Source organism: Photobacterium frigidiphilum (genome assembly GCF_003025615.1).
GTDB lineage: Bacteria > Pseudomonadota > Gammaproteobacteria > Enterobacterales > Vibrionaceae > Photobacterium > Photobacterium frigidiphilum.
Map to the genome: position 1 here is coordinate 12,229 of NZ_PYMJ01000016.1, position 12,868 is coordinate 25,096.

Consider the following 12,868-nt stretch of genomic DNA (forward strand, 5'->3'; position numbering starts at 1 on the left):
AGTTCACAATGCAGAATTACGATATTAAAACCTTTCAGGGTATGATCCTCGCACTGCAGGATTACTGGGGCAAGCAGGGTTGTACAATAGTTCAACCTCTAGACATGGAAGTTGGTGCTGGTACTTCTCACCCAATGACATGTCTTCGCGCTTTAGGTCCAGAGCCAATTGCAGCAGCATATGTACAACCATCACGTCGTCCTACTGATGGCCGTTACGGTGAAAACCCAAACCGCCTACAGCACTACTACCAGTTCCAAGTAATGCTAAAACCATCTCCTGACAATATTCAGGAACTATACCTTGGCTCACTTGAAGTGCTAGGTGTCGATACTCAGGTACATGACATCCGCTTCGTTGAAGATAACTGGGAAAACCCAACACTGGGTGCCTGGGGTCTTGGCTGGGAAGTTTGGCTAAACGGTATGGAAGTAACACAATTTACTTACTTCCAGCAGGTTGGTGGTATTGAGTGTAAACCTGTAACAGGTGAAATCACTTACGGTATCGAACGTTTGGCGATGTACATCCAAAACGTTGACTCAGTTTACGACCTCGTTTGGACTGATGGTCCATTAGGTAAAGTAACCTATGGCGATATCTTTCACCAAAATGAAGTTGAGCAATCAACGTATAACTTTGAACACGCTGACGTAGATTTCTTATTCACTTTCTTCGACCAGTGCGAGAAAGAATGTAAGGAACTATTGGCACTAGAGACTCCGTTATCTCTTCCTGCCTACGAACGTATTCTAAAAGCAGGTCATGCGTTTAACTTGCTTGATGCGCGTAAAGCGATCTCGGTTACCGAGCGCCAACGTTACATCCTACGTATTCGCAACCTGACTAAACAAGTTGCTGAAGCTTACTACGCGTCTCGTGAAGCTCTTGGCTTCCCGATGTGCAAAAAAGATAAGTAAGGACGTCGCATGACTGAAAGAAATTTCCTTATCGAATTAGGTACTGAAGAGCTACCACCCAAAGCTCTTCGCACACTTGCTGAAGCATTTGCATCAAATTTTGAAGCAGAGTTAAAAACTGCAGCGCTTGTACACCAAGGTATCGAATGGTTTGCAACGCCTCGTCGTTTAGCGCTTAAAGTAACAGCACTGGCTACAGGTCAAGCTGATAGCGTCGTTGAAAAACGTGGACCTGCTATCTCTGCCGCTTTTGATGCAGAAGGTAACCCAACCAAAGCCGCTCAAGGCTGGGCACGTGGTAATGGTATTACTGTCGAGCAAGCTGATACTCTGAAAACAGAGAAAGGCGAATGGTTACTGTACAAGCAAGAAGTGAAAGGTAAGCCAGCTCAAGCACTACTCAGTGGTCTTGCAGCAGCAGCACTGGCTAAATTGCCGATCCCTAAGCCTATGCGCTGGGGTAACAACGAAATACAATTTATTCGCCCAGTTAAAACCCTAACCATGCTGTTAGGTGACGAACTCATCGAAGGCAATATTCTAGGTGCTGACTCAGCACGCATCATTCGTGGTCACCGTTTCATGGGTGAAGCAGAATTTACGATTGATAATGCAGATCAGTATCCTGCTATTCTTGAAGAACGTGGCAAAGTAATGGCAAATTACGAAGCACGTAAAGCAATCATTCTTGAAGGTGCTAAGAAAGCGGCACTGGAAGTGGGTGGCATTGCTGATCTTGAAGATGAGCTCGTTGAAGAAGTCACATCTTTAGTTGAATGGCCTGTTGTATTAACAGCATCATTTGAAGAAAACTTCCTAAACGTACCGACTGAAGCACTGGTTTACACTATGAAAGGTGATCAGAAGTACTTCCCGGTTTACGATGCTGAAGGCAACCTAATACCTAAGTTTATTTTCGTGACAAACATTGAGTCGAAAGACCCACGTCAGATCATCGAAGGTAATGAAAAGGTTGTTCGCCCTCGCCTAGCGGATGCTGAATTCTTCTTTAAAACAGACCGTAAACGCCCATTGGTTGATCGCCTTCCTGAACTAGAAACGGCTATCTTCCAAAAGCAACTTGGTACGATTAAAGATAAGACCGATCGTATTACTGAGCTTGCTGGTTACATTGCAGAGCAAATCGATGCAGACGTAACAAATGCTAAACGCGCTGGCCTATTAGCCAAATGTGACCTAATGACATCAATGGTATTCGAGTTTACCGATACCCAAGGTGTGATGGGCATGCATTACGCTCGCCATGATGGTGAAGCTGAAGATGTAGCATTAGCGTTATATGAACAGTACATGCCACGCTTTGCCGGTGACGAGTTACCAAGTACTGGTGTTTCAGCAGCTGTCGCGATGGCAGATAAGATTGATACGCTAGTAGGTATCTTCGGTATTGGTCAAGCACCAAAAGGTAGCGACCCATTCGCCCTACGCCGTGCAGCACTCGGTGTGCTACGCATCATCGTAGAGAAAGGTTACAACCTAGACTTAGTTGATCTTATCGCGAAGGCACGCGCTCAGTTTGGTGACAAGCTGACAAATGCTAACGTGGAAGATGACGTTATCGACTTTATGCTAGGTCGCTTCCGTGCTTGGTATCAAGATGAAGGTCATAGTGTCGACGTAATTCTAGCAGTATTAGCATTACGCCCAACACAGCCAGCTGATTTCGATAAGCGTGTTAAAGCCGTTAGCCATTTCCGTTCATTAGATGCAGCAGAATCATTAGCCGCAGCCAATAAACGTGTTGGTAATATCTTGGCTAAATTTGATGGCGAATTGCCATTAGCTGTAGATAGCTCACTACTGGTTGAAGATGCAGAAAAAGCGTTAGCTGAAAAAGTAGAAGCTATGATTGCAACGCTTGCACCAGTATTTGCCGAAGGCAACTACCAACAAGCCCTATCTGATCTAGCAACGCTACGTGAACCTGTAGACGCATTCTTCGATAACGTAATGGTTATGGCAGATGACGAAAAGCTTAAAGTTAATCGTCTAACGATGCTTAACCTTTTACGTAACGAATTCTTAAAAGTTGCAGATATTTCTTTAGTTCAGAAATAACTCGCCGCCAAAAGAATACAAACCCTACACTTTGGTGTGGGGTTTTTTTATGCCTGTGTTTCACGTGAAACAACATTACAGTAAAATACAACCACCAGCAATTCAGTAAAATCTAGGTACTTATAATATAAAGCCCATTGTTTCACATGAAACATCAGACCAGAACATTGGTTGCTTCTTGTTCTTTCCCTCTGCAGTACAATCATGTATGTTGAAATATGAATACAACTTATACAGTTATTTAACAAATAATGATTAGAACAATACACTGAGGTCGGTAGTACACATGGAGTTTTCTACATTCGGAGACAAGTTCGCTCGTTATTCAGGTATCACCCAATTGATGGATGACTTGAATGATGGTTTAAGAAATCCAGACGCAATCATGTTAGGTGGCGGTAATCCCGCACAAATTCCCTTCATGGTGGATTACTTTAACGACATAGCCAAAGAGATGGTTAGCACGGGTGAACTCGCAGCGGCAATGACAAATTATGATGGCCCTCAAGGGAAAAATACCTTCATCAATGCCCTCGCCGATTTGCTCAGTGACACGTATGGCTGGGATATTAGTGCAAAAAATATTGCGCTGACAAACGGTAGCCAAAGTGCGTTCTTTAACCTCTTCAATTTACTGGCGGGAGAATTCCCAGACGGCAGCAAGAAGAAAGTTTTACTCCCGTTGGCACCTGAATATATCGGCTATGGCGATTCAGGGTTAAGCGAAGATATGTTTATTTCTTATCATCCTGAAATTACCTTACTGGAAAATGATCAATTCAAATACCACATCGACTTTAAAAAGTTAAAAGTCGATAGCAGTATCGGGGTTATTTGCGCCTCTCGCCCAACAAACCCAACCGGTAATGTACTCACCGATGAAGAAATTCACCATTTAGATCAGCTTGCTCAAGAACACAAGATTCCATTGATCATTGATAACGCTTACGGCATGCCGTTTCCTGATATTATTTTTGCTGATGTCACTCCTTTCTGGAATGAAAATACCATTCTATGCATGAGCCTTTCAAAACTAGGGTTACCAGGTGTTCGCTGTGGCATTGTAATCGCGAGTGAAGAAATCACCACAGCAATAACCAATATGAATGGCGTGCTCAGTTTAGCGCCAGGGAGCGTTGGTCCGGCCATCATCAATAAGATGATGGAGAGAAATGATTTACTGACTTTAAGTGAAAAAGTCATCAAACCTTTTTACTTACAAAAATCACAGGATGCGGTAAAACTGCTACAAACCGCGATTACAGATCCACGTTTTCGTATTCATAAACCCGAAGGCGCGATGTTCTTATGGTTATGGTTTAAAGGGTTACCGATTACGACAATGGAACTCTATCGTCGCTTAAAAGCACGTGGAGTATTAATTGTTCCAGGCGAATACTTTTTTATTGGCTTAGATGATGACTGGCAACATGGCCATGAATGTTTACGTATGAACTATGTACAAAGTGACGAAGACATGCAAAAAGGCATTGCAGCTATCGCAGAAGAAGTTGCCAAGGCGTATGCAGAAGGCTAATTAATCGAATAATAAGTGATAGAAATACCGCCTATTCTTTTTACTAAAGTTCAACGATTCCCTTTCGCTATGTTTCACATGAAACATTGATAGCAGATCTTTTAGCAATCGCAGGTCAGCTTGCAAACCAAACCTATAGATACAAAAAAGGTCAGCATAAGCTGACCTTCACTACTCTTTTCTTTTATGAATAAAACCGACTTAGTCTTTATTCACCCTCAACGATACGATGACCATTAATTGCAATTTTTCTTGGTTGCTGCTCTTTCGGGATCTCACGTTCAAGATCAATATGAAGTAAACCATTCACCATTTGAGCATCGATAACTTTGACATAATCAGCGAGCTGGAACTTACGCTCAAAATCACGTTCAGCAATACCTTGGTATAAATATTGGCGTTCTTCTTTTTCACTTTCGCGAATACCGCGCACAATCAGTTTATTCTGTTGCTGTGTAATATCGAGTTGTTCTTCAGCAAAACCTGCAACAGCCATTGTTATACGGTAGTGATTATCATCTTGTTGCTCAATGTTATATGGCGGGTAACCAGTATTTGCGTTACTCACATTTTTTTCCATTTGATTGAATAAACGATCAAAGCCAATAGCTGAACGATAAAGAGGAGTGAAATCTACGTTGCGCATAATACCTATCCTTCTAATGAAGCAATATAAATAATATAAGTAATGAAGTGATTTTCCTGAAAGGACAAACCAAACACATAACCCTACTTGAGGCGTCTTGCTCTTCATTAATAGATATAAGGGGAAGAAAGGTATTTTTCAAGGCTATGTATCAGCAAACTGTTGTAGAACAATCAGGCTTAATTCATTATCGCCTAGCCTAGACAGCGATTCCATCAATGCCCACACTGTGAATCGACGCCTTGTTGTTAATGAGGGTCACCTTATTCGAAGCGCAGTACTCACCGATAAAAAACACAAGGGATAAGCAACCTGATAGGTTACTTCGCCCTAGGCATTATCGGTTGGCCGAGCATGCGCTTTGACGCGATTAATGCTGGATATGGAAGAAACTCCAGAACCATTATTTGCAATAAAGTCTTCAAGGGAAAGTCTACTCAAACCGCATTCTAAGAAGGTGCGGTTTTATTGATAACAATTAAAATATACCTTTCTTTTTCACCTTCTGAATATTCGCAATTTGTTGTGATAAATCCAGTTCAGGTTCAGACTTTTCAATTTCAGGTAATGGTTGCCCATTTGAAAGCGACTTAATCAGCTGATTTTGTGTTTTCAGTAGCGCTTTTAATTCAGCGATTTCTCGATGCTGACTATGCGCTTTTATTTCAGCTGCCAAATTCTGCTGCAATGCCGCTATATCACTTTCTGATAGTCCATTTTGTACCGCTGCAGTTACGGTATTGGATTCAACTAACCCTGCTTTGATCTGTTGAATTTCATCCATCAACGATTTCATATTTACCGCAGCCTTCAACTCATCAATCAATGCATGAGTATCAAGCGCTGGCAATGACGGCTTGGTAGAGGGTAATGCTAGCCCACAGTTTTCTAACTGCTGCTCTAGCGTGTCTATCTTAATTCTTTCTTCAGTTAACGACCCCGCAAGGGCATTACTAAGTGCGGGGTTAAGTAAGTAAAGAAACATTCCTGCTAGATAGATATTCTTATGCATATGCAGACTGTAATGCAGGGCTACACCTGCACTTGGATCTGACATCATCTCTTTACGATCTTTCGCCCAGCCCTGCATAACGCCAACCGCATAGCGGTCAGCATTAGAATTGACAGGATCCAGATAAATTGAGTAGTTAACTCGCTTTAACGGACGACTACTCATCTTCGACCTCAACTAAGGTTTCACGCTCAATGTGAACCTCTTTAACATCGGTATTGTATAGGCATAATTCACGAGCCAATGCTGACTGTGCATCTTTAATCAGCACCACACGATCGCCTAAGACTTCATAAGCAGCTTGAATCGCATCATATACCAGCGGCGCACCACCACCAACCAGATAAACACGGTTAGGGTTTTTGGCAAATTTCTTTGCTTCATAAGCAACCGCTGAACCCAGTTCTTGGATCTTAATTTCAATCTTATCAAGAATGTTATTTATCTGTGATTCGTCGTTAACGACTTCTTTAACGAAGTCTAAATCATGGCGGCGTTTAATGAGTTCATTTGCCACTAAGTAGCTAGAGTCGCTATCTGCTGAGGCCAATGCCTTACGCGCGGCATCAGTAACCATTGAAACGCCAATTTCGTTATTACCATAAACAGCGGAAACATCATCAAACGGACCAACGATAACACCCATATCTAACGTTGTACCGCCACAGTCAACAACCAGTGAACGTGAGAATTCATTACAATCTGAGTTTATCAAGGTTGATAGCACAGCAGGTAAGCTCTCAGGCATGACTTCCACATCAGCAACTTCAAATAGCTCGCCTTTATTTAAGCTGATTTCACGCATTAAGTTCGCACGTTTCTTGGTGATTTTTTCTTCATTACGCTGGCAGTCTTCTGAGTTATAAAACTCAGTAATTGGCAGGGTGACTACTAAAGTAACGGTGCATGGTTTTAGGCCGGTTTGCATTAAAGCATGATGCACAGCAAGCAGATTCAGATCATCGTATTGATAATCAACATGCGTCGTTGCTAATGCTTTATCTGACGTTGCATCGTAAGTGTATTTCGTTGTACCAATGGTGTAGTTATAAACTTTTTTATCGCGTCGCAGCGCCGCACTTTTCCAATCTTTACGGAAAGAATTTGGAGAAACGATGGTTTTTAACTGGTTGTTTTCAATCCAGCTTACTTTTACATTTGTTGAACCATCGTCAACCGCAATTTTAAACGCCGATACCGTCATAACTTCACTCACAATAATAATTAGTAACGCCCTTTTTATAACAATATCCAAATGGTGATATCGTCATGAAAAGTTAATTACTTAAAAAAAAACAATGCAAAGGGTTATATTTAAACAATAAAAACCCAATAAAAATAAGGAAGCACGAGTCTTCCTTAAAAAATTATAATACTTTCAGCAACATCAACGGAAACATCTGGTCATCCACATTTAATAACTTGCGAATCCCTTCAATTCCCAGCCCAAATATTGCGCCATGACTTCGTGATCTGTGGTAGGTCTGTACTGCCAGAATGAGGTCATTATCTTGCAGCGGACGCTGAGAAGCAATGGCAACTCAGGTCTCGCATAAAATAAACTCTATGACTAGTTCACCATCACATCAAGACGTGACACCGGGCGGTTAGACTCGGCATAACGTCGTGCTTTGCTAACAGCAGGGCCTTTCACCTCTAGTTGATCTTTACCAAAGAGTTGCGCAAGTTGATCATCAGCACTCTTTGTTAAAACCATCATTTCAATACGACGGTTCTTACCACTTTTAGGATCTTTTTTATTTACTGGCATACGTGCGGCCATCGCTGCTACTTGCAGAATATTCGCAACCGGAAGGCCGGAGTCGACTAACACCTGACGCGCTTTCAATGCCCGAGATCCCGATAAGTCCCAGTTACTGTAATCACGGCGATGAAAAGGGATACTGTCTGTATGACCACTGATCACCATCCGGTTTTTTATCTGGCCCAGTACTGGGGCAAGGTTGTACAGCATATCTTCAAAGAAAGGGGTCATTTCAATGCCGCCACGCTGAAACATGAAATGATCATCATCATCTTGGATCAAAATTCGCAGACCTTGCGGTACAATTTCCAACACAATATTATTAGACGCCGACAGTGCTTCCGCCATCTCTTTCAACCCTTTAGCTAATATCGTCAACTGGGCGGTTGAAAGATGTTTGCCAGCCAACATCGAATTTAATTTAGGCCCACGACCCGCACTCGCTTTGTCATCTCCCTGAGGAGTTTGCTGCGCAACAGACGTATCCCTCTTTCTTTTACTATTGGTACTACTATTGATAGGGTTTTCAAATGGAGATGCATTACCATCAAAATCAATGGGGTGTGGGCTGTTGGTGATTTCGAAAATGTTATCAAAAACAGAGGCGGTTTGCAGCCGCTGCTCAATTTCTATCCGCTCTTCCTGGGTTGTGATTCCCATCAACCACAACACCATAAAAAACGCCATCATCGCGATAGCAAAATCGGCAAAAGCGACCTTCCAAGCTCCACCATGATGCTCATCATGATGGCGTCGCGTTCTTTTTTTAACGATAATAATATGGGGTTCTTTACTCATGATTGACTATTGCCCTGTCATCCAGTTTTCCATCGTCGCAAAAGAAGGTTTAAATTCGCTATGCAATACTTTTCTACCAGCATCTAAAGCCAATAATGTTGGCTTTCCTTGTGCCTGTGAAACCAAAATTGCAGACACCATATGCATTGCCATCATTTCTTTTTTTACTTGGTTAGCAATGCTCGCAGCTATGGGTTCAAAAACTGCATAACACATTAAAATACCAAAAAATGTACCCACCAAAGCGGCGGCTACTTTTACCCCGATTAAGGCTAAGTCACCACCAATACTTTGCATGGTCACGACAATACCGAGTACCGCAGCAACAATACCAAAACCCGGCATTGCCTCCCCCACTTTACCCAAAGCTTTCGAAGGGCGCATTAAATCGTCTTCTAAGGTATGCAGCTCTAACTCTAATACCGCTTCTAAATCATGATGGTTCATTTTTCCCATCGCCATCATCCGTAAATTATCAGTAATAAAACTGACCAACACATTAGAACGCGTCACTTCCGGGTATTTATTAAAGATGCTACTGTTTTGTGGATTCTCAATATGATCATCGAGCTTTTTTATACCGTCTTTACGGATGATTTCGAGCAACTCAAACATCAGCTCTAATACGGATTTGAAATACGCTTCGGTATACCCTTTACCAAACATCATCTTAAGTCGGGTCAGGATGTTTTTTAGTACATAAGGTGGATTTGAGATCACCATTGCACCAAAGCCCGCACCAAGAATGATAATATATTCAGCGGGCTGCCAGAGCGCTAATAACCGTCCAGATGCATGGGTGTAACCATAGACAATGCTTCCGAATACAATAATGAAACCAATAATAATTTGCATGTGACAACTCCGCTAAACTGACTCTCGCCAATCCGTTAACATACTGTTTAAACTTTTCAGGGCTTTCTTATGGATCTGACTAACACGCGCCTCGGTTAACTCAAACACTAAGCCGATCTCTTTTAAATTCATTTCATGTTCGTAGTAAAAACTCAACATGACTTGTTCTCGTTTCGATAATCGCGCTAAGGCCTGAGCCATTGCTTTTTTCAATGCCACGCGCTCGTAGCTGTTACATTGAAAACTCAAACCGAAGAATTGCTCACCGCCTTCTTGTAAGGCTTCCATACTGGTAAGGCTTTCGGCCTGGGTATCAACCCGACGTTGTTTAACGTCTCCCAGCTCAATATCCAATTCGGCGGCAACTTCTTGATCAGTTGGCATACGCCCAAGCTGACGACCTAAAGCCCGCTCGGTATCTCGCAATTCATGGCTTTTCTGGCGTGAACGACGCGAACGCCAATCCATACGACGCAATTCATCAAGAATCGCACCACGGATCCGCTGCACAGCCAGACGCTCTAATGACGCATCATCTTCATCAGAATAACGACGAATAATATCGAGCAGTGCCATTAGGCCGATTTGCTCCATGTCTTCTAACGACATCACCGTTGTGACTTGCGCGGTAAGGTGGCGAACCACACGCTTAACTAAGCTTGCATGTTTGTTCACTAACCGCTGTTCACGCGCCTTCTGGCCAAGCTGATGGCTTTTTTGATAAGCATGAAGCCCTTGCGCGTCATAAGACATTGCTGCACTGTGCACATCCGTCTCCTTTACTGGATCACCATTTTGGTGATCAGCACTTGATCGATACCATTACTGCTCGCCATATCATTCATGACTCTGCGTAGCTTATCCCGCAATGCAATTTGCAGCGGCTCCATCACGCCTAGTTGCGTCAGATCGTTGTAGTGCTGTTTACTCAATAACGTGATCACCGCATTACGAATAACTGGCAGGAAGTCTTGTAGCTTATCGAGCTCATCTTGGTTGTAGCTCATTACCGACATTTCCATCATTAAATAATGAAGACGATCGTCACCCGGTACGCTCACCACAAATTTTTTCAGTTCGAGGAATACCGGTTTTTTAACCCGCGCGGCAACTGGCACTTGTGGCTCGACGTCTACTGCCATTACCATGCTCTTTGCTTGTTGCTGGAAATACCACCAGCCGCCAGCACCAGCTAAAGCAATAACTAATACGACCGCAGCAATAATCAGTGGGATCTTTTTACTTTTATTTTCTTGTTTAGCTTCATCAGCCATAGCAAAACCTTTAAATTTATTTAAATCATGGATTCATAACGGCCAACAGATGTCGCCATTGCTGACCTCTGATCTGTTTTTTCACTGGCAGTTATAAACTGGTTAGTCATGATTTCTGGTTCATCACTTTGACCTGATTGCTGTTGCGACTGTTGGTACATACCACTTGAAACCGAAACATCGGTTAACTGCATCTGGCTACCGTCAAAATCAAACCGAAGGCGATCGGCATTAGCAGCCAATGCTTCGCGTAGCTGCGGGTGTGCCGCGGTAAAATGCACCGAAACTTTGTCTCCATCCATGCGCAGGCTAACATCTAAACGCCCCAGTTCAGGCGGGTCTAAACGTATATGAGCATGTTGAATTTGATCACTTTTGCTCAGCTGTAGTCGAGAACGAAGCTGCTCAACAAGATCGCGCCCCCATTCGGGCTTGGTAATATCGACACTCGCCTGCAGCTGCTGGCTGACACTTGAAGAAGCAGCAACCAATTGTGACGGGCTCTGGCCGTTAAGCGCATGGCTGGTATTGATATTATTCGCCACATTCATCGCTAATGGCGAGGCGGATGAGGTAGGCAGCAGCGTGTTGGCTAACTTATCCATCAGTGCCGTCTCATTCATCGCCATTGGGTTATCTGCAGACAATAGCGATCCATCTCGCGACATCACGGCATGTTTCGCCAACGCAAAAGAAACGTCCCCCGCTTTTGCCTGAGCAAAAGAATCCGAGTTCTGAGTCAGAAATTGCTGTGCGCTTTCCAGCAGAGCCGCTTTATCTGTCCCTGTTGGTAACGCTTGGCCGAATGGGTTCATCGCCGATAACGGTTGAGCAACGGGCGTCGCTGTTGATTCCAACGATGAAGCCGTCAGCGCTTGCTGGGCCAACGCTTCAGATCCAGCGGCTTCCGCCTGACCATTCGCTAACTGACCATCCACTAGCTGACCATTCACTAACAACGCCGCTTGTGGCTGTGCAGCGGGATCGGCGACTTGCGCTAACAACTGCTCGATTTGCAGTGCCAGCTCTTCGGCTGTCGGTAATGTTTCACCATCGGCTTGCGCGAGATTGTCTTGTTGCTCAGGCTCTGGCTGTTGTTTGATTTTTTGCTCGAACTGAGCAAAACTCATCGTGTCGCTATCCAGCTCGTTAGGCTTAACATCAGACGTTGCTGTCGATGACGACGCTTTATTTGAGCTGACGCTTTTTTCTGCAACATGGCTTGTTTTTACATTGCTTGTCGCGCTCTGTTGCGCTGCGATAGTGGCTGAAATATTCATGTCACTCATTCATTAACTGTTTTGCAAGTACGCAAGTACGCCTTCTTTATTGCATTCTTGCTGCTGGATCTGCTGCTGGGTGTACGCTTTTTCGCACTCACCTGCTGCAATCATGGTGCTATAAAACGCATTCAACCGCTGCAGCTGTTGTTTATCAGCTGCCGTTAGTGATTGTTGTTTAATTTTGGGAATCGCGTGCTGCAACTTGCTGTCTAGCACTCCAAGGGTTTGCCAGTCTTGCTCGGCCAAGGCCTTTTCAAAACTGCCTATAATGCCCTGAAGTTGTTGCTCAAGACTCATTACCGACCTGCACTCGGTTTGGCTTAAGAACCACCCAGCCTTCAAGAATGTCGGTAATTAAGCGGGTCACTTCATCAATCCCTTCAAGCTCATCATTGATATTGGCTTCAAACAGGCGTCTGCCACAATAATCATATAAACGAAACAGTTCGACGGTAACATCGCCGCCTTTTTCTTCGTCTAAGACCGAGCTAAGGCCATTTAAAATGTCGAGACATTTTGAAATCATCATGCCTTTATCAGCAATCTGGCCGCGTTCCATAAAACCACGGGCACGGCTTAAATTGTCCAGCAGGCCTTCTAACAACATCTGGATCAGACGGTGCGGGCTAGCAGCCGCGGCTTGGGCATGGTTTTGCGAATGTTGGTAGGCGCCTAGGCCTTCATTGTTCATCATTTATT

The 12,868-nt window shown here is 43.6% G+C and carries 13 protein-coding genes; 3 read left to right on the forward strand and 10 right to left on the reverse strand.

Annotated elements, in window-relative coordinates; all coding sequences use genetic code 11:
• Window positions 1-8: 8 nt before the first annotated feature.
• The 3 genes from glyQ to C9J12_RS15685 all read left to right on the forward strand — a co-directional run bounded on the left by glyQ (window position 9) and on the right by C9J12_RS15685 (window position 4,536).
• Entirely contained in the window at window positions 9-920 is a 912-nt protein-coding gene (gene glyQ, locus C9J12_RS15675; RefSeq protein WP_006233338.1) for a glycine--tRNA ligase subunit alpha, read from the forward strand.
• A 9-nt stretch (window positions 921-929) separates the two neighbouring features.
• A complete protein-coding gene (glyS, locus tag C9J12_RS15680) occupies window positions 930-2,999 on the forward strand; it encodes a glycine--tRNA ligase subunit beta (protein WP_107243573.1) in 2,070 nt (689 codons plus the stop codon).
• Between the two features lie 286 nt (window positions 3,000-3,285).
• Entirely contained in the window at window positions 3,286-4,536 is a 1,251-nt protein-coding gene (locus tag C9J12_RS15685; RefSeq protein WP_107243574.1) for a valine--pyruvate transaminase, read from the forward strand.
• Window positions 4,537-4,744: 208 nt separating this feature from the next.
• Here C9J12_RS15685 and ibpA read toward each other — a convergent pair whose 3' ends face one another.
• The 10 genes from ibpA to fliS form a co-directional block, all read right to left on the reverse strand.
• A complete protein-coding gene (gene ibpA, locus C9J12_RS15690) occupies window positions 4,745-5,182 on the reverse strand; it encodes a small heat shock chaperone IbpA (RefSeq protein ID WP_107243575.1) in 438 nt (145 codons plus the stop codon).
• 478 nt (window positions 5,183-5,660) lie between these two features.
• Complete coding sequence (locus C9J12_RS15695) at window positions 5,661-6,359, reverse strand: hypothetical protein (protein WP_107243576.1); 699 nt, start codon at window positions 6,357-6,359, stop codon at window positions 5,661-5,663.
• Complete coding sequence (gene parM / locus C9J12_RS15700) at window positions 6,352-7,398, reverse strand: plasmid segregation protein ParM domain-containing protein (RefSeq protein ID WP_107243577.1); 1,047 nt, start codon at window positions 7,396-7,398, stop codon at window positions 6,352-6,354. Before parM ends, C9J12_RS15695 begins: the two co-directional genes overlap by 8 nt.
• Window positions 7,399-7,764: 366 nt before the next feature.
• Window positions 7,765-8,757, reverse strand: a complete 993-nt coding sequence (locus C9J12_RS15705; RefSeq protein ID WP_107243578.1) for a flagellar motor protein MotB — start codon at window positions 8,755-8,757, stop codon at window positions 7,765-7,767.
• 6 nt (window positions 8,758-8,763) lie between these two features.
• Window positions 8,764-9,612: a flagellar motor stator protein MotA gene (gene motA, locus C9J12_RS15710; protein WP_107243579.1), complete on the reverse strand. Its 849-nt coding sequence runs from the start codon at window positions 9,610-9,612 to the stop codon at window positions 8,764-8,766.
• A gap of 12 nt (window positions 9,613-9,624) precedes the next feature.
• Complete coding sequence (locus tag C9J12_RS15715; protein WP_107243580.1) at window positions 9,625-10,380, reverse strand: FliA/WhiG family RNA polymerase sigma factor; 756 nt, start codon at window positions 10,378-10,380, stop codon at window positions 9,625-9,627.
• An 11-nt stretch (window positions 10,381-10,391) separates the two neighbouring features.
• Window positions 10,392-10,886, reverse strand: a complete 495-nt coding sequence (locus tag C9J12_RS15720; RefSeq protein WP_107243581.1) for a flagellar basal body-associated FliL family protein — start codon at window positions 10,884-10,886, stop codon at window positions 10,392-10,394.
• 20 nt (window positions 10,887-10,906) lie between these two features.
• Window positions 10,907-12,166 (reverse strand): flagellar hook-length control protein FliK, encoded by a 1,260-nt coding sequence (locus C9J12_RS15725; RefSeq protein WP_170111797.1) that lies wholly within the window; start codon window positions 12,164-12,166, stop codon window positions 10,907-10,909.
• 12 nt (window positions 12,167-12,178) lie between these two features.
• A complete protein-coding gene (locus tag C9J12_RS15730; protein WP_227876376.1) occupies window positions 12,179-12,466 on the reverse strand; it encodes a hypothetical protein in 288 nt (95 codons plus the stop codon).
• Window positions 12,456-12,863 carry a flagellar export chaperone FliS gene (fliS, locus tag C9J12_RS15735; protein ID WP_107243583.1) on the reverse strand — a complete coding sequence of 136 codons (408 nt, stop codon included), beginning with the start codon at window positions 12,861-12,863 and terminating at the stop codon, window positions 12,456-12,458. The genes C9J12_RS15730 and fliS overlap by 11 nt, the downstream gene beginning before the upstream one ends.
• Window positions 12,864-12,868 lie beyond the last annotated feature (5 nt).